At 60.1% G+C, this 19637-nt stretch carries 19 protein-coding genes and 1 tRNA gene; 11 read left to right on the forward strand and 9 right to left on the reverse strand.

Features of this window, described 5'->3' with window-relative positions; translation table 11 throughout:
- Position 1 precedes the first annotated feature (1 nt).
- Positions 2-1240, forward strand: coding sequence for a poly-gamma-glutamate hydrolase family protein (locus tag RBH20_RS07640; protein ID WP_306707157.1), 1239 nt, complete (start codon positions 2-4; stop codon positions 1238-1240).
- Positions 1241-1325: 85 nt separating this feature from the next.
- On the opposite strand, the gene RBH20_RS07645 is transcribed toward RBH20_RS07640, so the two are convergent.
- Complete coding sequence (locus tag RBH20_RS07645; protein WP_306707162.1) at positions 1326-2132, reverse strand: poly-gamma-glutamate hydrolase family protein; 807 nt, start codon at positions 2130-2132, stop codon at positions 1326-1328.
- Positions 2133-2371: 239 nt separating this feature from the next.
- Here RBH20_RS07645 and RBH20_RS07650 point away from each other — a divergent pair, with 239 nt between their 5' ends.
- Complete coding sequence (locus tag RBH20_RS07650) at positions 2372-2581, forward strand: hypothetical protein (RefSeq protein ID WP_306707166.1); 210 nt, start codon at positions 2372-2374, stop codon at positions 2579-2581.
- A gap of 100 nt (positions 2582-2681) precedes the next feature.
- On the opposite strand, the gene RBH20_RS07655 is transcribed toward RBH20_RS07650, so the two are convergent.
- The 3 genes from RBH20_RS07655 to RBH20_RS07665 form a co-directional block, all read right to left on the reverse strand.
- The gene (locus RBH20_RS07655; RefSeq protein ID WP_004592530.1) at positions 2682-2861 is read right to left on the reverse strand and encodes a hypothetical protein; all 180 of its coding nucleotides are present in this window, start codon (positions 2859-2861) and stop codon (positions 2682-2684) included.
- 139 nt (positions 2862-3000) lie between these two features.
- Complete coding sequence (glmU, locus tag RBH20_RS07660; protein ID WP_306707174.1) at positions 3001-4182, reverse strand: bifunctional sugar-1-phosphate nucleotidylyltransferase/acetyltransferase; 1182 nt, start codon at positions 4180-4182, stop codon at positions 3001-3003.
- 110 nt (positions 4183-4292) lie between these two features.
- The gene (locus tag RBH20_RS07665) at positions 4293-5537 is read right to left on the reverse strand and encodes a DUF4352 domain-containing protein (protein WP_306707176.1); all 1245 of its coding nucleotides are present in this window, start codon (positions 5535-5537) and stop codon (positions 4293-4295) included.
- Between the two features lie 303 nt (positions 5538-5840).
- Between RBH20_RS07665 and RBH20_RS07670 the strand changes: the two genes are divergently transcribed.
- Complete coding sequence (locus tag RBH20_RS07670) at positions 5841-7229, forward strand: PQQ-binding-like beta-propeller repeat protein (RefSeq protein ID WP_306707178.1); 1389 nt, start codon at positions 5841-5843, stop codon at positions 7227-7229.
- An 87-nt stretch (positions 7230-7316) separates the two neighbouring features.
- Here the strand turns inward: RBH20_RS07670 and RBH20_RS07675 are convergent.
- Positions 7317-7391 (reverse strand) — tRNA-Glu (locus RBH20_RS07675).
- 157 nt (positions 7392-7548) lie between these two features.
- Entirely contained in the window at positions 7549-9513 is a 1965-nt protein-coding gene (locus tag RBH20_RS07680; RefSeq protein ID WP_306707180.1) for a 3-hydroxyacyl-CoA dehydrogenase/enoyl-CoA hydratase family protein, read from the reverse strand.
- Positions 9514-9626: 113 nt separating this feature from the next.
- On the opposite strand from RBH20_RS07680, the gene RBH20_RS07685 reads away from it, so the two are divergent.
- The 3 genes from RBH20_RS07685 (at position 9627) to RBH20_RS07695 (ending at position 12275) form a co-directional block, all read left to right on the forward strand.
- Positions 9627-10784 carry an acyl-CoA dehydrogenase family protein gene (locus RBH20_RS07685; protein WP_306707182.1) on the forward strand — a complete coding sequence of 386 codons (1158 nt, stop codon included), beginning with the start codon at positions 9627-9629 and terminating at the stop codon, positions 10782-10784.
- A gap of 276 nt (positions 10785-11060) precedes the next feature.
- Positions 11061-11618, forward strand: coding sequence for a serine O-acetyltransferase (gene cysE / locus RBH20_RS07690; RefSeq protein ID WP_306707184.1), 558 nt, complete (start codon positions 11061-11063; stop codon positions 11616-11618).
- A gap of 45 nt (positions 11619-11663) precedes the next feature.
- Positions 11664-12275, forward strand: coding sequence for a DNA-3-methyladenine glycosylase (locus RBH20_RS07695; protein ID WP_306707187.1), 612 nt, complete (start codon positions 11664-11666; stop codon positions 12273-12275).
- Between the two features lie 30 nt (positions 12276-12305).
- On the opposite strand, the gene RBH20_RS07700 is transcribed toward RBH20_RS07695, so the two are convergent.
- On the reverse strand, positions 12306-13658 hold the full coding sequence (locus RBH20_RS07700; RefSeq protein ID WP_306707189.1) for a RimK family alpha-L-glutamate ligase: 1353 nt from the start codon (positions 13656-13658) through the stop codon (positions 12306-12308).
- A 114-nt stretch (positions 13659-13772) separates the two neighbouring features.
- On the opposite strand from RBH20_RS07700, the gene RBH20_RS07705 reads away from it, so the two are divergent.
- From RBH20_RS07705 to RBH20_RS07725, 5 genes are all read left to right on the forward strand, one after another.
- Positions 13773-14795 carry a succinylglutamate desuccinylase/aspartoacylase family protein gene (locus RBH20_RS07705; protein WP_306707191.1) on the forward strand — a complete coding sequence of 341 codons (1023 nt, stop codon included), beginning with the start codon at positions 13773-13775 and terminating at the stop codon, positions 14793-14795.
- A 99-nt stretch (positions 14796-14894) separates the two neighbouring features.
- Positions 14895-15314 carry a succinate dehydrogenase, cytochrome b556 subunit gene (gene sdhC / locus RBH20_RS07710; RefSeq protein ID WP_004592522.1) on the forward strand — a complete coding sequence of 140 codons (420 nt, stop codon included), beginning with the start codon at positions 14895-14897 and terminating at the stop codon, positions 15312-15314.
- Positions 15314-15679 (forward strand): succinate dehydrogenase hydrophobic membrane anchor subunit, encoded by a 366-nt coding sequence (locus RBH20_RS07715; protein WP_004592521.1) that lies wholly within the window; start codon positions 15314-15316, stop codon positions 15677-15679. The genes sdhC and RBH20_RS07715 overlap by 1 nt, the downstream gene beginning before the upstream one ends.
- A gap of 3 nt (positions 15680-15682) precedes the next feature.
- A complete protein-coding gene (locus tag RBH20_RS07720) occupies positions 15683-16570 on the forward strand; it encodes a succinate dehydrogenase/fumarate reductase iron-sulfur subunit (RefSeq protein WP_004961005.1) in 888 nt (295 codons plus the stop codon).
- Positions 16571-16814: 244 nt separating this feature from the next.
- The gene (locus RBH20_RS07725) at positions 16815-17654 is read left to right on the forward strand and encodes an ABC transporter permease (RefSeq protein ID WP_306707200.1); all 840 of its coding nucleotides are present in this window, start codon (positions 16815-16817) and stop codon (positions 17652-17654) included.
- A gap of 114 nt (positions 17655-17768) precedes the next feature.
- On the opposite strand, the gene RBH20_RS07730 is transcribed toward RBH20_RS07725, so the two are convergent.
- Positions 17769-17993: a ketopantoate reductase family protein gene (locus RBH20_RS07730; protein ID WP_306707202.1), complete on the reverse strand. Its 225-nt coding sequence runs from the start codon at positions 17991-17993 to the stop codon at positions 17769-17771.
- Positions 17994-18073: 80 nt separating this feature from the next.
- Positions 18074-19423 (reverse strand): PAS domain S-box protein, encoded by a 1350-nt coding sequence (locus RBH20_RS07735; RefSeq protein WP_306707204.1) that lies wholly within the window; start codon positions 19421-19423, stop codon positions 18074-18076.
- Positions 19424-19637 lie beyond the last annotated feature (214 nt).

The raw sequence follows: 19637 nt of genomic DNA on the forward strand, positions 1-19637 counted from the left end.
AATGACAGACGAGACTACCGATAACGATGGCGCACAGTCGACGAACACCCCTGCTGCCACTGGCGACACCGACAGTAGCCAGTCGACCACCAACGAAAAAGCACCGACCGAGACCACAGCAGACGCGAGCGAGAGAAACAGTGGAATCCGCCGGCGGGCGGTAATCGCTGGGACGCTCGGCTCCCCCGCTCTGTTCGGAGCCGGCTTTGCTGCCGTAGATTCATTCGGCATCCCCAGCATGCCGACTCTAATCGGTGTCGGGGCTGCCAGTCCGTTAGAGCAGGCGAGAAACGGTACTGCGACGGCTGGGCAAGTAGACAGTGCCGCCGTCACGATCGACGAACAGACAGCACAGAATCTCCCAACGAACCGCTACAGACAACTCCACATTGCGGAGCCGATCCGCAATATGCTCGAACGCGACCGTGGCGATCAGGTGCGTGTTACGCGCGGAAACGATGCTGCCGTCTATACGATCAGTAAAACCATCAGTGGAGATCCAAGTACTGTTCGGACCTCATCAGAGGGCAAATGCCGCGTTTCCTTCTACGAGGATGGGAGCTTCGCTGACGACCGGCGGTGGGGTTCCCTGCGTGGGGATGATAACTGTAGTCTCGCCGACGAAGCGTTTGACGTTGAGATCGATCCACGAGTCCCTGCACCAGACTTGAGCCCTAGTGAAGCAAAGGACCATGATGAGCTCATCGAAACGCTCGACATGGGTGGGAGTGAGTACGCCATCCTCGCACCACACGGCGGACAGATCCAGCCGTTCACGGGCGGGCAGGTCACACGGCTCCAGTCAGAATTCGCTGATACCAACCTCACGTCTTGGAAACTCCAGGGATACGGGACGGACACGAGTTTCTACCGGTGGTACGTCCCATCGGCAGAGCTCTCGACGATCTGCTATCCGCGTCTCGCCGAACTGTCCGAGCAAACATACGACTACGCAGTCAGTTTCAACGGTATCAACGAGAAAACGATCTATGTCGGTGGCGCTGCATCCGAAAACATCCGACAGTCAGTTGCCGATGCGATTGACAGCGCGCTGCCCCACGACGGGTCACCAGTCAAACTGGGTGAGAGCCACTACGCAGCAGACAGCCCACAGACGTTAGTCAATCGGGTTACTGAGAATCAGTCGAACGGAATCTGGATCGGACAGCCCATCGCCGACAGACGAAAGTACAGCGACTTGATCGCTGATGCTGTCGGGTCGGCGCTGTTCGACAGCTGAAGACGAAACTGTGTTCGGGCCCAACCGTTCCGTCCTAGTTTCTGAAGACAGAGGTTCTAGACGGTGGCTGGGCTCATGCGGTCTCCTACAGCGCTTCAAATACACCAGCGACTGCGTCAGCAACAGTATCTCTTCGGTCGTCTCTGACCGCCCACGGTTGCTCAATCTGGACGCCGTCGCTCCCGGATTCGGTAATCCAGTTGACGACGTTGTCCGGCGAATCGCCGTCCCGTGAGCCATCAGTAGCAAGGCGAACGTCACAGTCGACAACCTCGGAGATGGCGTCGCGAACATCAGCGCGGAGCCAGGTGGGTGCAGCGCCGCCAATCCCCACGTGAGACTCTGACCAGCCATGGAAGGCGACGGCGTGGTCAAACCCCCGATCAGAGATATCTTGTAAGGCCGGGAACGATTCCGGGTGGATAGCTGTCGAGGTAACGTGCCACCGACGGAACGCCCCGCCGCCGGGCGACCATCCCGAACTACACCACTTGGTTGCGTCCAGTTGGGCTGTCATACGCTCTGCCTGGGTGTCAGTTCCCCACTCAATGTATCCGCCGTGTGGCGCAAGAACTGCCAGTTCAGACTTCTCCGACTCAGTTGTCTGTTCTATAAACCCACCTTCTGCCTTGGCTGTTTCTTCATCGAGATTCGAATCGATAACATCTGAACGGCCCTCAACGCGGAACGACCCGTTTTTCGCTCGCAGACGATCTCTCCCACTGTTGCTGACATATCCGAACGTATCGTCCGAGATATCAACAGTGAATACTGCGGCCTCGCCGTCATATACGAGTCGAACCTGCTGGTCCGCCTGAACACCGAGAGCGTCCATCGTCGACTGTGGAAGCCGGCATCGCTCCGCAGAGCCGATACTGTCGCTCGCTTTCATCCGCACAGTCGTATCGTTACGGCCGGAGCCGGGGCCTGGGTTTCCCCTCACAACAGTCGCACCAATTGTAAAAATGGCACTGCCAGCACTTGAAAGAACAGTTCGTCTTGTGAGTCGATCCATCACGTCTCAACAACATAATCTGTTTTATACGCATTGTGGCCAGATTATCTGCTCTGATAATCCTTCAGAACCATCATTACAGTATTATTTTTATCGGAACGGTCCGTGGTCTTCCCATGGTAATTTCATCTGAGCCGGTCTGGGGGGACGCAATAGACGACTTCGTACAGGAGTATCAGAACGCGATTGTTTATGCTGACAGAGAGCAAGAGACAGTCCTCCACGAAGGTGAGGTCCGTATCCTGGCAAACGGATGGGTCAAACTCCCCACAGGGAGACTACTCTCTCCCGATGCAGTGCATCACATCGATATCGAGCCGGTGTAAACGGACGAATCGTTGATACATCCCTGTGGTCTGTCAGAGACGCACTGCGGACAATACGGTATCCGGGCGTTTGCCGTTGAACTGGGAGAAAACAGACGCGTTATTGCCACTCTAGCCGGCAGTCCTCGTTGCAAAAGTGAGCGGTTTCGACACTGCCGTCCTCGATCCATGTAATAACGCGATGGGTCACTTCGTTAGCGATAGCGTCACCGCAGGTGGCACACTCCGGGGCCTCGTCCTCGTCGATATCCTCGTGGTGATCTGATGTCGGGTCGACCATCTTAGTTGAGAGTGTCTTTCACGGCACTTAATCCCACATACTTGCACTGAACGTCACGAACATACACGAATGTCGAGTCGGTAACAGAAGGGCAACTATGCGTACTTACGCCAAACGGAGACTCACCGTGAAACCCGCGCTATCGGTCTCGCGTGACAGATTCACCGGGAGTCGTCGTCGCGCCCGATGAGAGAACAACGCCGGCGTTCAGACTGGTGTTGATCGCGGTCTTCGCATTGTCGCCCGCGACGACGCCGAACTTCCGCCGGCCCGTCGAGACGCGGTCGCCTTTCACTGTTATCCGGACCGGGTCACCGTCGTGGCGAAGGTTCGCCACCTGCGTTCCAGCGCCGAAGTTGACCTCGCGGCCGATGACGCTGTCACCCACGTAGGACACGTGAGGGACGTTCGAACCAGCCATCAAAACCGTGTTCTTGAGTTCGACCCCATGGCCGACATGGGTATCCTCGCCCAGGAGGGTCGCACCGCGAATGTAGGCGTTCGGCCCGACGTGAGCGCCCGAACGGACCAGCGCCGGCCCCTCGATGACGACGCCGGGTTCGATGACTGCGCCCTCCTCGACGACGACTTCGCCGCGCAGGTCTGCATCGCCCCGCACCTCGCCGGCGAGTCGCCGGTCCAGTTGTCCCAGTTTCCACTCGTTGGCCTCCAGTAGCTCCCAGGGCCGGCCCACGTCCAGCCAGCGGTCGACTTCGACGGCAGTGACCGTCGACTCCTCAATGACTCTCGCGAGGACGTCTGTGATTTCGCGCTCCCCGCGGTCGCTGAGCGGCACGTCCAGCCAGTCCCGTGCCGCAGCCGGGAAGACGTACGCGCCGGCGTTCGCCAGGTCCGTCGGCGGGTCGTCCGGCTTCTCGACGATGCCGGTGATGGTGTCGCCCTCGGTCGACAGGACGCCGTAGCTCGTCGGGTCATCGACGCGGTAGGCGGCAACTGACGGTGCGGCATCAAAAAGGCCACTGAGACTCTCGGCGTCGTAGAGGTTGTCGCCGTTGAGGACTGCAAAGGGGCCATCGAGGTGTTCCTTGGCGGCGGCTACCGCATCGGCGGTCCCCAGTTGCTCCTCCTGTACGGCAAAGCTGACCGGGACGCCGCTGTACTCCTCACCGAAGTACGAACGGACCGCCTCAGCCTCATAGCCAACGACGAAGATGAGTTCATCGGCCCCCGCCTGAATCGCGGTGTCGGCAGTGTGTGCCACCAGCGGCCGGTCCCCAACCGGGAGCATCGGCTTCGGTGTGTAGTCAGTCAACGGCCGCATACGCGTCCCTTGCCCCGCCGCGAGTACGACTGCTTGCATGGTCTTCCCGTCACCCGGCCCGGAAAAATACCTACCGCTGTTGACTCGTTCGGCAAGCGGAAAACACAGATGTCACCGTGGCACGGTTGTTGGGAAACCTGCACCTACACCTATTCCACGGCCTCGAACGTCCACTCCGCCCCAAAGGGTGTCGTCCGGTAGTCCCACCGCATGTCCGAATCCGGTTCCGTCACCAGTTCGATCGTTCTGGTTTCCCCAGCGGGAATCCGCTGTGTGAAGGGGCCATCAGTGTCAATGTACCACGTATCTGCGGAATAGCCGGCAAATAAGCCTGGCTCTTCGGGCGTCTTGAACTCAAAGATGGATTTGAACATTCCGGCGCTGTCGCCCACGTTTTCGACCTCCATCGTAACTATCGCTTCATCACCCGTAACGTCCTCCGGCGGAACATCGATGTTCGCCAGTTCAAACTCGGGGAAGCCACTGGGTGATTGTAGCGGGATTTCGATATCAGCGACCGCACTCCCTTCAGCGAGATTTATTCCGAATGTGAGATCATCAATCTGGGCCTTTGGGACAGCGTAAATCAGATGCCCGCTGTAGGTCTGCCCCGGGTTGATGTTCTCCCCTGCCGCATTCGTTCCGTCACGACCTGCGGCAGACTCGCTCACGAAGCTCGATTCGGGGATGACAAAGTCATCTGTTGACACTGTCTTTGCCTCACCCGTTCCGTTCTCGAACGTAACGCTCAGAATCAGCAGGATATTATCGGAGACCGTTTCGCGAATGGCATGCGCAGTGTTGTCGCCCAGGGTCCGTTCGCCAGGAGACAACTCGTATGCGATCATCTGTTCATAGGCCATATCCGACACTGTAGCCTGAACCCCACTCGCAAGCTCGATCGTTTCCCCAGTGCTCCCCTGCTTCGGGAGGACCGACACGGTTGACGTGACCGTATCGTCGACAGCGTAGAACTCGGATGACGCTTCAAACGCCCACGCACCGGCGTACTCGGCGTCAACACGATAGCTATGCGAGACTTCTTCGCCGGACTCCAGCCCATCAGCGTTGACGGTGACTGTCTGTGGCTCAGTGGCACCTGATTCTGAATGGACGAACTCGATGGTTGCATCTCCGGAGATCGGTTCGCCACCAACATTGACAGCAGTCACGTCACCCTCGATGGTGTCACCGAAGGCAACCTCTTTTGGCCCACTCACCGAGAGCAATTTCAGCCGCGCCGGCGCTTCCTGGTCTACTTCATACGTGGGTTCGGGCGTTGGCGTTGACTCGTTTCCGTCTCCACCGTCTCCGCCGTCGCTACCACTACATCCGGCAAGGCTGAGTGCAGCGATGCTGCTTCCAATTGTACTTACGTATGTTCGTCGCTTCATATACTACTGACTTTATATACATATACAAATATGTGTTCATTTATCTAGTTACTTGTCAGATATAATTATGTAAGAGAGCTACTATTCAAACGTACTATTCGAGTCTTTCTTTGAGGCAAGCAACCATCAGAATGCCACGTGACACTGGTTGGACTGCAAACAGAACCCCGCCAGTATGGCGGTCGTTCGCAGGACGGGACTCAGTCTGGTTTCGGTAGTCATTGGTCCACGGTACAGCACCCAGACAGGGCAGTGACACAATAGACACGAAACTTATCCCGGACCGAGAGCCAGCCCATCGTAATGAAATCCAGACGGACGTTTCTGGTCGCGTTCGGGGCCGCGCTCACTGGCTGCGCTGGTCCCGGTGGCAGCCAGACCGAGATACCACAGTCAACGTCTCCGACGGGCACGACAAGGCAGTCTGACCCGGCGACAGAGACAGCGACGGACCCGCGGACAGCAAGTGAGAAGCGTCCCGACCCGCCAGAGGGTGACGCAGTCCGGTGGGTGTACCAGACGAACGGCCCAATGGCGGGGCAGTGGGCTCAGTACGGGACGAACCGGCCGGTTGTACGGGATGGGACAGTGTACGCCGTCGGCGGGAGCAATGACCGAGGAACCCCGCCCCAAGAACGCATGCAACCGCCCAGAAGCCAGAACGTCTACGCGGTCGGCACCGACGGAACACAGCAGTGGCGCTACGCGGCGAACAAGAGCGTGCCCGTAGTGACTCCCGCAGCCAACGGGGTGTACGCTATCGTCGGCTGGAACACGAGGATGCTGGGAATTGGGCAGCAACTGGTTCGCATAGAGAACGGCGAGTTACAGTGGGGGACGGAACCACGGGATACGTACCTGTCCGTCCTCGGGACCACCGACGGAACAGCCATCGTAAGCACACACGACGATGAGATCAGCCGCAATGGGGAGTCGCTGTTTGCTGTCACCGCTGATAGCGGAAGGCGGTTCGAACGTGAAACGGGGGATATCCGCAAAGCAGTGGTACAGAACGGAACAGTGTACGCCTCTGAGGGTCCAGACCGCACCAGTGCATTCGACACAACAGACGGCACGCGTCGCTGGTCATATCCGGGACGACTGCTGGGAGACCCGCCAGCGCACTACGGAGATTCGCTGTACGTCAGCGAGGAAACGGATTCGGGGGAGCCTGCACTCGCTGCGATAGACGAATCGACAGGAGATTCCAGCTGGCAGTATCAGGCGAGAAACGTCACTGAGGACGGCTTCAATGTGACGGGCGCAGCAGAACGCGATGGGACGGTATACGCGACAGAGTTCGGTGGACTCCTAGTTGCGCTCCAGTCAGCGGACGGGACCGAACAGTGGCGGTACCCGACAGCGAATGACACGAGAGGTCCGCCGGTCATCGCCAACGATACGGTGTGCGTCCCTATTGGTAAGACGACAGTCCATGCCGTTGACCTAAGCACCGGAGAGCGCATCTGGAGTCACTCCTTCAAGCGGCCGCTACGAGAGATGCAGACGGCATCCGATGCAGTTGTGTGCTGGACACAGGGTGACGATGCCGCTGGCGTACACGCGCTTTCCTTCGACGGCGACCCGATGTGGCGCGTCATCATTCAGGGAACGACGACTGCCCCAACGGTCACGGAGTCCGGAACGTATATCGGAACACGGAGCGGCTACATCCTGAAGCTTGGAGAGTGAGCCCGCTACGTACCGTGTCTGTGCAGAGGCATGCATACAGAACGGCGGCGGACGCTATTGCTCACGGAGTAGTTCGCGACAGTAATGTGCTCGGTCAGGGATTTGAACCCTGGTCCTCGGCTCGAAAGGCCAAGATGATTGGCCGGACTACACCAACCGAGCGTACTCAACCGTTCCGGGTGGACCAATTTAACCCCATCGAAATCAACGCTACCTGAGGGTGCGTACCACAGGCGTGTGATTAGCGTAAGCAGACTAACCCTGAGACGTATCCAACGAAAAGATGTAATGTAGTTGCTTGGTGAGCGACTGTCCGGTATTACTTCCCTTCGAAGTCCGGCTCCCCGTCGCCCATGAACGCGTTGATGCCCTCCATCACGTCGTCGGTGCCGATGAGGTGGCCGAAAGCCTGCGATTCGACTTCGAGGCCGGCGTCAATGTCGTCGCGGCCGGCGAGCATCGCGCGCTTGGTGAGTTTCTGTGCGACCGGCGGGCCGGCGGCCATGTCTTTGGCCAGTTCGAACGCCCGCTCGTGCAGGGCGTCGTTGTCGACGACCTCGTTGATGAAGCCGTACTCGGCCATCTCGTCGGCGTCGTAGCGGTCGCCCGTGAAGATAATCTCCTTGGCGCGGCCTTCGCCGACGATTCGGGCGAGGCGTTGCGTGCCGCCCCAGCCCGGCAGCAGGCCGAGGTTGTGTTCGGGCTGGCCCAGTTCGGAGCGTTCCGAGGCCACGCGGAGGTCGGCACAGGTCGCCAGTTCCATCCCGCCACCCAGCGCGTAGCCGTCGATTCCGGCAACAACCGGCATCGGGCATTCCTCAAGCTTTCCGAAGGTTTGCTGGCCCTTGCGGGAGAGTTCGATAGCGTCCAGCGGCGTCGCGTTCGAGGCCATCGCCTGCACGTCGGCCCCGGCAGAGAACGCCTTGTCGCCGGCTCCGGTCAGCAGGATGGCACGCACCTCGTCGTCGTCTTCGAGTAGGTCGACGGCGTCGGCGAGGTCGTCCATCAGTTCCGGGCTGACGGTGTTCATCCGGTGCGGGCGGTCGAGTTCGATGTGACCGACCATGTCACCGGGATATTCGACGGTGACGTTGTCGAACTCCGCCGGTGCGTCGTCTTCGCTGCCGTAGAAGCCGCCCGCCTCGGCGGCTTCTTGGAGGCCGTCAGAGACGGCGTAACGCTCCGCGCCGGTCTCATCGTGGGTTTCCTCGAGTGTGTCGACGAGCGTCTCCAGACCAGTCTTGTCGGCGATCTTCGCGGGACCGTCCGGGAAGCCGCCGCCGAGCTGGACAGCCTGGTCGATGTCTGCAACGGGAGCGACGTCGTTCTCAACGAGCTTTCCGACCTCATTTGCCATCACGGCGACGAGGCGGTGCTCGACGTCTTCGCGGCCGGCGTCGGTCGGAATGTCGACGCCGCCGTTCTCGTAGTCGTAGAAGCCTTTCCCGGTCTTCTTCCCGAGTTCCTCGTTCTCGACTTTCTCTTCGAGCAGCGGACACGGGGCGTAGGGCTCGCCCAGTACTTCGTGCATATATTCGAGGACGTGGAGGCCAACGTCGTTGCCCACCTGATCGGAGAGTTCGAACGACCCCATCGGCAGGCCCATGTCGAACTTCGTCGTCGAGTCGACCTCGGCGATAGTCGCGTCATCGCTGTGGACGAGCCACGCGGCCTCGTTCATCAGCGGGACGAGGATGCGGTTGACAATGAAGCCCGGCGAGTCCTTGCGGACGCGGACCGGCGTTTTGCCGAAGTCTTCGGCAAGCGCCTCGATGGCTTCCAGCGTGTCGTCACCGGAGTGTGCGCCGGAGATTACCTCGACCAGTTGCATCCGCACGGGCGGATTGAAGAAGTGCATCCCACAGAACTGCTCGGGCCGTTCGGTCACTTCCGACAGTTCCGTGATGGAGAGGCTAGACGTGTTCGTGGCGAAGATGGCGTCCTCGGGTGCGTGTGCCTCGACTTCAGTGTACACGTCCTTCTTGATCTCCATTTTCTCCGGCACGGCCTCGATGACTACGTCGACGTCGTTGACTGCTTCCTCGACATCGACCAGCGGCGTCACGCGATCAAGCGCCGCATCGGCCTCCTCCTGCGTGAGCTGGTCTCTCTCGGCCAGCTTGTTCAGCGACCATTCGATGTTGTCGTAGCCGTCCTCAACGAACTCGTCTTTGATGTCTCGCATCCGCACGTCGTAGCCTGCGAGCGCGGCCACTTCGGTGATTCCATGGCCCATATTCCCGGCACCGAGCACGGCGATAGTGTCAATATCCTCGAAATCCATGACATATCGTTCCACTGCCGGCCGAGGCTTCAACGTTTCTCTCATTAGAAAACCACTCTCCAGTTTATTTCGGATTACAAACCATTAATGCAGTTCACGTCAACACACCACATATGGACTTCGGACTGACAGAAGAGCAGCGACAGATACAGGACGAGATCGCCCGGTTCGCGGAAAACGAAATCAAACCCGTCGCGACCGAGTACGACACCGAAGAGAAGTTCCCCAAGGAAATCGTCGAAAAGGCCGCTGAGATGGGGCTGACAGGCGCGAACATCCCGATGGAATACGGGGGCGCAGGCTACGATACACTGACGAACGCCATCATTGCTGAGGAGCTGTTCGCGGCCGATCCCGGGATCGGTCTGAGCATCCAGTCGGCCGCATTCGGCGCTGACGCCCTCATCGGGTTCGGCTCAGAAGCCCAGAAAGAGGAGTACCTAGAGCCAGTCGCGACGGGCGACGCCATCATGGGCGCGGCCATCTCCGAGCCCGACACCGGCTCGGACGTGTCATCGGTGTCGACACAGGCGCGGAAGGAGGGCGACGAGTGGGTTATCAACGGCAACAAGATGTGGATTACCAACGGCTCGGTTGGTGACTACTTCGTCGTGCTCTGTGAGACCGATCCGGACGCGGAGGGGCGCTACAACGGCTTCTCACAGATTCTCATCGAGTCCGACCGCGACGGGTTTGAAGCCGAGAAGATTACCGGGAAGCTCGGTATCCGTGCATCGGACACGGCAGAGCTCATCCTCAACGACGTTCGTGTCCCCGAGGAAAACCTTGTTGGCACGCGCGGGGCCGGCTTCCTCCAGATAATGCAGTTCTTCGACGAGACCCGGACTGGCGTGGCCGCACAGGGTGTCGGTATCGCCCGCGGGGCCGCCGAGCGTGCTCTGGAATACGCTCAGGACCGCGAGCAGTTCGGCCAGTCCATCTCGGAGTTCCAGGCCACCCAGCACAAACTCGCCGAGATGTTCACCGAAATCGAGGCTGCACGCCAGCTTACGCACAAGTCTGCCTGGAGCGTCGACAACGACGCTGATAAGCTCACCCAGCTAGCTTCGATGGCCAAAGAGAAGGCTTCCCGCGTCGCCGTCGAGACGGCCGACGAGGCCGTCCAGATCCACGGCGGCGCCGGCTACGTCAACGACTTCGACGTCGAGCGGTTCTACCGCGACGCCAAGATCACCCAGATTTACGAGGGGACGACCGAGATCCAGAAGAACATCATCGCCCGGGAACTGCTCGGGAAGGGCATGGCCTGAACAGACTCCAGTTGTCGGCGTTTGACGCCTGTCTCCCGAGCGTACACTTGCTGGGTGTTGAAAGTGGTCGAACCACTGCTTTTTAACCCACCGAGCGATGTAGTCGGAGCAACGATGGGCGATCAAGTCTCATGCCTCGCTACTCGCCCGTTTCGGACCGTGATCAGTTGCTGCTCTCCCCGTCGCTGTTGTCGGCCTCAGTAACTTCTGTCCGGGGATTCGGACCGCGACCGACTGTTTCGTGCGCAGACGATACGCTACCACTACAACACACCAATGTTCGACCGACTGAAAGCGGATATCCGTACAGCACTCACAAAGGACCCGGCGGCGACCAGCGCCGTGGAGGTCGCGCTCACATATCCCGGGCTGCACGCGATCTGGGCCTATCGCATCGCCCACTGGCTCTGGATGAACGACCGGACCATGCTCGCAAGACTCATTTCCCACGTCACGCGGTTCCTGACAGGTGTTGAGATCCACCCCGCCGCGGAGATCGGCGAGCGTGTGTTCATCGACCACGGAATGGGCATCGTCATCGGGGAGACTGCCGAGATCGGCGACGACGTGCTCCTGTACCACGGGGTCACCCTCGGCGGCACGTCCATGCGTCGGAAGAAGCGCCATCCAACGGTCGAGGACGGCGCGACCATCGGCGCTGACGCTTCGATAATGGGGCCGATCACCGTTGGAGAGAACGCGTCCGTCGGCGCTGGCGCTGTTGTCGTCGATGACGTGGCCCCGGAGGCAACAGTCGTGGGCAATCCGGCGGAGCCCGTCGGCGCTGCCGGTGTGGCCTCGCCGAATCCCGACCCTATTATCGCCGACGGCTAACGACGACAGATACGTTCTTTTCCGTCGAGTCAGTACAACAAAGCGATGAGTGACTCGCCACACGAGGTGTTACGCGCAGACCCCGACATCGGGCCGCTGGTCGAGACACACGGCGAACTCACGCTCGACCCGGCGTCGGATCTCTTCGAGCGGCTCGTCGTCTCGATTCTCCGCCAGCAGGTGTCGATGGCGTCGGCCGCCGCGACACGGGAACGGCTGTTTGACGCCGTTACCGTGACACCGGCGGGCATCAGAGACGCTGACAACGAGGTGCTCCGAGATGCCGGCCTCTCGCGGCAGAAGACCCGCTACGTCAACGAGGTCGCCGATGCGTTTCTGGAACACGGCTACTCGCTGGCGGCGTTCGAGGATGCCGCTGACGAGGAAATCCACGAAGAGCTAACGGCCATCACGGGCGTTGGCGACTGGACCGCAAATATGCAACTCCTGTTCGCGTTCGGCCGCGAAGACGTGTTCCCGGTCGGCGACCTCGGCATCCGGAAGGGGTTCGAAGCCGTCGTCGGCGAGGGCTACAGCCGCGCGGAGATGCGAGAGTACGCCGAGCAGTGGTCGCCGTATCGGAGCTACGCGAGCCTGTATCTGTGGCGGGCTAGCGAGGATATCGCCGAGAGCGTCGCGGAAGTGAACGAAGACTGAACCGGGCCGGAAGCTGGTACTGGCGCGCCGTTACTCTTCGCTCTGTTCCTCTTCCTCGGTGTCTACTTCCGATTCGTCGTCCGCGCGGCGGTTCACGTCAACCTGGTAGTGTTTGAGGATGTCCCGTCCCAGCAACAGCGGGTAGTCCATGTGCCCGCGGTCTTCAACGCTGGCAGTGACGGTGTGCTGGGTCCCGCCAACGCCGACGACGAGGTCGACAACTGGGCGCGAGCGGCCAGATTTGACGCTTCCGGACTTGATCTTGACGATGTCGAGAATCGGCCCCGTTCCGATTTCCGCGGCGAGCTTGGCGTCGATGCTAGTTCTGGTCGCGCCAGTGTCGGATTTTGCAAGGACGGACTTTGTCCCCTGTGTTCCGGTGACGACGACCTCCTCGATGTAGCCAACGACGACGTTTTTCTGCGCTTGCGGCTGTGGCTTTTTCGGCGTACACGCGGGCTTTGAGTCGTCAATCCGGTCGGAAAGCCGCTCAACGGTGTCTTCGTCAACGCTGCCACCGGCCCGTTCGATGGCGAGCTGGGCGATGTAGGGGGCGGGGCTGACGCCGCTGGCTTTGAATAGGCCGCGGAACCCGGCAGTGGGGTTCACTTCGAGTACGTAGTATCCGTCATCGCTCTGAACAATATCGACACCGGCGTAATCCAGCCCGATGGCGTCGACCGAATCGAGAGCAATTTCCTTGACCCGTTCGGGGAGTTCGCCCGTCATGTCCTCGACCTCGCCGCCGAGCGCGACGTTCGTCCGCCACTCACCTTCGGGCGCGTAGCGGTTCATCGCGCCGACGATCTGGTCGCCGACGACGTACACGCGGAGGTCGTGGTGGCGCTGCTCGTCGTGTTCCATGTACTCCTGTAGGAACGCGTAGCGGCCGCCAACCTGTGCGTTGACCTGGTTTTCCAGGTCGACCATCCACGTCCCGCCGCCGTGGGTGCCGATAGCCGTTTTGTACACTGCGCGGTCACCGAAGCGGTCCCGCTCCTCGTTCAGCAGGTCACTCGATAGCGCGAGCAGGGCGTCCGGGACCGGAACGCCGGCATCGGCCAACGCGGCGGCGCTTGCGAACTTGTGCAGCGCCGTGGTCGCAGCCATCGGCTCGTTCAACGTCGGTGCGAGCCGGCTGATGGTCATCCCGAGGCCGATGCCTTCCGCGGGGTGTTCGTCGCTGGAAAGCAGCAGACGGTTTGCGACCACATCGACGTTGGGATCAAGCGTCATTTCGCCGTCGGTAACGCTGATAGCGGTGTTTTCGGCGCGGAGCCACTCCGTGTCGTAGCCCATCTCATCGACCGCGTTCAGGATGGCCTTCGACTCCTTGCTGGAGTGGAGGCTGAGAACGCCAACCGTGATATCCTGGTCGCTCATGCTGTCGCTTTCTGTCGGCCATAGTATAGATGTACGGATACGTAATGCGGGACAACTCTACCGGAGGACCGCCTTGCCGGAGGGGTTTTAGCTGTCGCCTCTCGTTGTGATGGCATGGACGAGGCCGAGCCGTTCACCTACGATGGGGGAATCGTTGCGCCGGGCGAAACCCGCAACGTTCGCTACACGGTCAGCGAGACGTATCTGGGGGATTCCGTCCGGATGCCGGTTACCATCGTCAACGGGGAGCGGCCCGGTCCGACAGTGTTTCTCACTGCAGCGGCACATGGCGACGAACTCAACGGCATCGAGGTCGTTCGAGAGGTCGCTCACGAATGGGACCACGACGGGCTGGCGGGGACACTGGTCTGTCTGCCGGTGCTGAATGTCCCTGCGTTTCTGGCACAGGAGCGATACCTGCCCATCTACGACCGGGACCTGAACCGCTCGTTCCCCGGCGACCCCGAGTCGACGAGCGCGAAACGGATGGCCCACGAGATTTTCCGGAATTTTCTGGCCCCCTGTGACGTAGGCCTCGATTTCCACACGTCGACGCGTGGGCGAACGAATATGCTCCACGTCCGGGCGGACATGGACGACCCAGAGGTTGCACGGGTCGCGAACGCCTTCGCGTCGAACGTCATCATCTCCTCAAGTGGCCCGTCGGGGTCGCTCCGGCGGGAGTTGAGCGATTCGGGCGTCCCGACAATCACGATAGAGATGGGCGAAGCCCATCGGTTCCAGCGGCCGCTCATCGACTCAGCTCTAGAGAGTGTACGGTCAGTGCTTGCGGAGTTCGGCCTCCGGGACTCCGACACCGTCCGGTGGCCGGGCTGGCGGACAGTCATCGACGACAACGGCGAGAAAACCTGGATCCGTGCGGACTCGGGCGGCCTGGTGGATATGCACTATGACCGCGGCGACCTGGTGTATGAGGGCGATGTGATCTGTACGATCACGAACCCGTTCAAGACGGAGAACACGTTGATGCGTGCGCCGTTTACCGGTCTGCTGGTCGGTATCCTTGAGAACCCACTGGTGTATCCCGGCAACCCCCTCTGCCATCTGGTTCGACTTGACGACCGGACACAGCGGGCGATCGAGTGGAACCGCCGGACGAACGACGACGATTGGTAACTGTGGAGTAGTCAATTGACGAACGTCTTCGGCCGGGATTCCGGCGATACGCGTCCGTTGTAGAAACTACTATCTGTCCCCGGACTAACCCCCCAGTGTATGAGTCAGTCTTACAATCGCGGCACCGTCGAGGACTTCGGACGGTGGCGGGAGTTCACGGCCGGGATGTGGGCCTGGATCTTCCACAAGTTCACCGGCTGGGTTCTCGTGGGCTACCTGTTCACCCACATCGCGGTGCTGAGCACTTCGGTCGGCGTCGATCCGGCGAGCGCGCAGGCAGGCAGCGACCTCTACACCAGCACGCTCAGTGGCCTCGAATCGCTGCTGATCGTCCGGTTCCTTGAAGTCGGTCTGCTGGCCGTCGCCGTCTTCCACATCCTCAACGGGATTCGGCTACTGATGGTTGATCTCGGCGTGGGGCTGGAATCGCAGGACAAGAGCTTCTACGCGTCACTCCTGCTGACCGGCGCAATCGTCATCGCAAGCGTGCCGACGTTCCTCGGGGGGAAACTAGCCTAATGGCACAGCACTACTCCTCCTTTGACCGCGGCGGGCGTCGCTGGCTGTTCCAGCGCCTGACAGCGGTGTTCCTCATTGGCGTGCTCGCGTTCCACTTCATGCTATTGCACTTCGTGAACCACGCCTCTGACATCACGTTCCTCGGCACGCAAGCCCGGATGAGTCAGGTCAGCTACTTCGCAACGATGTGGCTGTTCCTCGTCACCGCGACGTTCCACGGCGTCAACGGTGTGTACAACGCGCTGGTCAATCAGGGACTCACCGGTTCCCAGAAAAACGCAGTCAAATACATGCTTGGCATCGCCGGCCTCCTGCTCGTCGTGCAGGGGACCCGCGTGTCGCTGGCCATGACGACCCTCGTCTGAACTATGAGTACGCAAATCGAACAACAGGAAACCGAGACGGAGGCCGACGAAGAGACAGAGCCCGAGGTCGAATCCCCGGGCGATCGTCGGCGCGCACAGCGAGACGAACGACAGGCACAGGAGCAGGCCCAGCGGGAAGTCGAAGAGGAGACGCTCGACGACGAAGACACGATCACGCTGAAAGTGTTCCGCTACGACCCCGAAGTCGAGGGGAAGCAGGAACCACGCTTCGACGATTTCCGTGTTCCGTTCCACAAGGGCATGACCATCCTCGATGCCCTCATCTACGCACGCGACCACTACGACTCCTCGCTGACCTTCCGACACTCCTGTCGACAGGCTGTCTGTGGGTCAGACGCTCTGTTTGTCAACGGACGACAACGCCTCGGCTGCAAGACGCAGATCTCCGAGCTTGAGGACCCGGTCCGCATCGAGCCGCTGCCCCACCAGGAGGTCGTGAAGGACCTCGTCGTCGACATGGAGCACTTCTACGACCAGATGGAGGCCGTCGAGCCGTACTTCGACGCCGACGAGACTCCGGACGACAAGCTCGAAGAGCAACGTCAGACCCGGGAGAACCGCGAGAAAGTCAAGATGTCGACGCGGTGTATCTGGTGTGGCGCGTGTATGTCCTCGTGTAACATCGCCGCTGGCGACAACGAGTACCTCGGCCCTGCCGCCATCAACAAGGCGTACCGCTTTGCGATGGACGAGCGCGAGGGCGAGAACCGCAAGCAGGAGCGCCTCCGCATCATCGAACAGGAACACGGCGTCTGGCGCTGCCAGACCCAGTTCTCCTGTACCGAAGTGTGTCCGAAAGACATCCCGCTGACCGAGCACATCCAAGAGCTGAAGCGGGAAGCGGTCAAGAACAACCTCAAGTTCTGGTGAATTCGGGGTAGTATTCCTTCTGCAGAAAGCCGCTAGCCGTCAGGTACGCTGCGTCTGTCGCCACCTGTCATTGGTCAGTTGTTTCAAAAGCGTACGCGCTTCCTCCCACGACGAAAGTCGTGGGCTTCCGCGCTGCTCCCGCTGTGACCCAGAGTAGCCTGAGACAGTCACTATAGGACATGGGACCACAGTGCGTTCAGGAGCTATCAAGATTTATTGGCAACTCTGGACAACTATTCAACAAATGTCCCTCCCTGCGGTCATCAGGAAAGATTTCAACGACGCAATCCGCTCAGGAACGTTCCTCGCTACCACCCTGTTGTTCGTCCTCGTCGCCGGATTCTGGGCGGCGATTCAGCACGTCCCGCTGACGGCTTCGGCGAGCGATGTCCCGACCAGCACGCTGGCGCTGCTCAACAGTATGGGTCAGCCGATGAGTTTCTTTGTCCCACTGCTGGGGTTAGGCATCTCTTATGCCGCTATCGCCGGTGAGCGTGACAGCGGGAGCATCAAGCTTCTGCTCGGCCTGCCGAACTCGCGCCGTGACGTTATTCTCGGGAAGTTCATCGGCCGGTGTGCCGTTTTGACTATCGCTATCCTCAGCGGCTATTTTGTCGTCGCTGTCTTCGCACTGTTCACCTACGAGTCATTTGCGGCCGTCAAATTCGTGCTCTACACCATCTTGACGGTCTTCTACGGTGCGGTCTATGTCGCAATTGGTATCGGCTTTTCGTCGATACTAAAATCTCAGTACACGGCGGTTATTGGTGCGGGGGGACTTTACATCCTCTTTCAACTCGGATGGGACGTTGTAACGGCTATTCTGCAGGTCATCACTGTCGGCTACACGCCCCCAGATTCCGGTGCACCGCCGTGGCTGATTGTCGTCCACGCTCTCAACCCGACTGCGGCAGTCGGCTACGCGGCACGGGCGATAATCCCCACGTTCGACGAAATAATGTCCTACCCAGTATCGGCTTCATTCTACCCTCCGAAGTGGGCCGGGTTCGCCATTCTTGGGGGCTGGCTCGTTCTATCACTCGGGTTCGGCTACATTCGGTTCCAGTCGGCGGATATAATGTAAAGTTGCACAGTCCGACAACGATGACGGCGTGGTGCGTCCGTTCTCCACACTGTACTGTCGTGGTCGGGCTCGCCTGTTACTCCCGTCTGGCCGTCGCCGGCGCGAGAATCGCTGTCACGGCCTTGTCCATCGGCGCATCAACCCGGCCTCGGCCGGGTCATCGATCGCCGGGAGGTCGACCGCCATATCGCCGTGGATACTCTCGACCTGCAGCCCATCAGTTTGGAGTGCAGCTAGATGGTCGCCTCTCGCAACGAAGTGGACCTCGTTGCCCGCGTGCGCCAGCCGTGCGCCCAGATAACCGCCAATACCGCCGGCGCCGAAGATACAGAGTTTCATACTCTGTAGGCTTACAGCGGACCGGAGCAAAGGGACTGCGGAGGGTCTGTCGCCGTAAAGCGCGAGCGCCCCCGCAGCGGTCAGGAGTTCCGACAGATGAACTCGAAGCGTGCACCGCCGCTTTCGCTATCGGTCGCGATGACCTCCCAGTTGTGTGCATCGACGATCTGTTCGACGATGCAGAGCCCGAACCCGGTCCCGTCATCGGCCGTCGAGTAGCCGGGTTCGAACAGGTCCGCAGTGCCGTCGGGGAAGCCCGTCCCGTCGTCCGTGACGTAGAACCCCCACGATTCCGTTCCGACAGTGACGGTTACGTCGTCGCCACCGTGTTCGATAGCGTTCCGAAAGAGGTTCTCCAGTAATTCCAGCATTGCACCTTCGTCGGCTTTGATGCTGTCGTCGGCATCGGTTTCAAGCGTCGCGTCCTGGGTGTCGACCATCGACCAGGCTCGCTGTGAAAGGGTGTTGAGGTCGATTGTCTCGATTTCCGCGGGGTTAACGCCCTGTTTAGCGAGCACCAGTAGGTCATCGATGAGCGTGTACATCCGGTCGATACTCCGCTCGGCGCGCTCGAAGTGCGCCTCTTCACCTGTCTCACGTGCGAGTTCCAGCGAGCCGTCGAGGACGTCCAGCGGGTTCCGCAGGTCGTGGCTAATCGCGTCCGAGAACCGCTCAAGGCGCTGGTTCTGTCGCTTGAGTTCCTGTTCGCGCTGTTTCCGCTCGGAGATATCGCGGGTCGTCACGACGACGTGGTCTTCCAGCGGGCCAGTCGTGACCTGCTGGCCGCGGGACTCCGCCCAGATCCAGTCGCCATCTGCATGGCGGTATCGATGCTCAATGACCGCGACGTATCCCGGATCGTCTATCATCCGGCCGAACTCGGTGAGTGCGTTCGGGAGGTCGTCCGGGTGTACGTACTCGAAGAGGTCTGAGTCCTGCATCTCGTCTTGCTCGTAGCCGAGGACGCGTTCCACGGACGGACTGATGTACTCGACGTTACCTTGCTCGTCGAACACAGTGAGCACGTCAGAGGTGTGTGTGACGAACTGGCGAAACTGAGCCTCGAAGCGCGGTCGGTCGCTGACATCGCGAGAAGTAAACACCTGGCAATCACGGTCCGTCTCAGTATCCGTTGAGACGATGGTTTCGAGCCAGACCCAGTCGCCGTCGGCGTTCCGGAACCGGTACTCAACCCCATTATCCTCTCGCACGCCTGCAAGCGTGGCGAGGACGCGCTCTGTATCCTCCGGATGGACGAGATCCAGCCAGTTCGTGCCAACGAGCGACTCCATATCGTACCCTAACACGCGTTCGATTGCTGGACTGACGAACTGTATTACCAGTTCGTCATCAGTGACTGTCAGTACTGAGGGTGCCTCGGCTAACACCGCTTCGAAGTCATCAGTTGACGTGAGATACTGGTCTGGCATCAGGTTTGAGACGGCTCAACGCCCGTAGTAGGACTATCCGTAGGGTCAGGTATCAGTAGTTGGTTCCTAAGTATTCACAGCACGTGATATAATTCCATCGGATAGTACAAAATTCATTTCCTCTGATATTTCGGCCCGATAGCAGAAGCGGGGTGTGGCCCACTGATGGCGGAGCTCTTGGTAACGCAACAGGGAGGCTTAAGTTTGGCTAATC

The organism is Haloarcula sp. H-GB4 (assembly GCF_030848575.1).
GTDB lineage: Archaea > Halobacteriota > Halobacteria > Halobacteriales > Haloarculaceae > Haloarcula.

Coding starts and splice junctions, on each gene's coding strand:
- RBH20_RS07640 (WP_306707157.1), top strand. CDS start 2: ATGACAGACGAGACTACCGATAACGATGGCGCACAGTCGACGAACACC.
- RBH20_RS07645 (WP_306707162.1), bottom strand. CDS start 2,132: ATGAAAGCGAGCGACAGTATCGGCTCTGCGGAGCGATGCCGGCTTCCA.
- RBH20_RS07650 (WP_306707166.1), top strand. CDS start 2,372: ATGGTAATTTCATCTGAGCCGGTCTGGGGGGACGCAATAGACGACTTC.
- RBH20_RS07655 (WP_004592530.1), bottom strand. CDS start 2,861: ATGGTCGACCCGACATCAGATCACCACGAGGATATCGACGAGGACGAG.
- glmU (WP_306707174.1), bottom strand. CDS start 4,182: ATGCAAGCAGTCGTACTCGCGGCGGGGCAAGGGACGCGTATGCGGCCG.
- RBH20_RS07665 (WP_306707176.1), bottom strand. CDS start 5,537: ATGAAGCGACGAACATACGTAAGTACAATTGGAAGCAGCATCGCTGCA.
- RBH20_RS07670 (WP_306707178.1), top strand. CDS start 5,841: ATGAAATCCAGACGGACGTTTCTGGTCGCGTTCGGGGCCGCGCTCACT.
- RBH20_RS07680 (WP_306707180.1), bottom strand. CDS start 9,513: ATGGATTTCGAGGATATTGACACTATCGCCGTGCTCGGTGCCGGGAAT.
- RBH20_RS07685 (WP_306707182.1), top strand. CDS start 9,627: ATGGACTTCGGACTGACAGAAGAGCAGCGACAGATACAGGACGAGATC.
- cysE (WP_306707184.1), top strand. CDS start 11,061: ATGTTCGACCGACTGAAAGCGGATATCCGTACAGCACTCACAAAGGAC.
- RBH20_RS07695 (WP_306707187.1), top strand. CDS start 11,664: ATGAGTGACTCGCCACACGAGGTGTTACGCGCAGACCCCGACATCGGG.
- RBH20_RS07700 (WP_306707189.1), bottom strand. CDS start 13,658: ATGAGCGACCAGGATATCACGGTTGGCGTTCTCAGCCTCCACTCCAGC.
- RBH20_RS07705 (WP_306707191.1), top strand. CDS start 13,773: ATGGACGAGGCCGAGCCGTTCACCTACGATGGGGGAATCGTTGCGCCG.
- sdhC (WP_004592522.1), top strand. CDS start 14,895: ATGAGTCAGTCTTACAATCGCGGCACCGTCGAGGACTTCGGACGGTGG.
- RBH20_RS07715 (WP_004592521.1), top strand. CDS start 15,314: ATGGCACAGCACTACTCCTCCTTTGACCGCGGCGGGCGTCGCTGGCTG.
- RBH20_RS07720 (WP_004961005.1), top strand. CDS start 15,683: ATGAGTACGCAAATCGAACAACAGGAAACCGAGACGGAGGCCGACGAA.
- RBH20_RS07725 (WP_306707200.1), top strand. CDS start 16,815: ATGTCCCTCCCTGCGGTCATCAGGAAAGATTTCAACGACGCAATCCGC.
- RBH20_RS07730 (WP_306707202.1), bottom strand. CDS start 17,993: ATGAAACTCTGTATCTTCGGCGCCGGCGGTATTGGCGGTTATCTGGGC.
- RBH20_RS07735 (WP_306707204.1), bottom strand. CDS start 19,423: ATGCCAGACCAGTATCTCACGTCAACTGATGACTTCGAAGCGGTGTTA.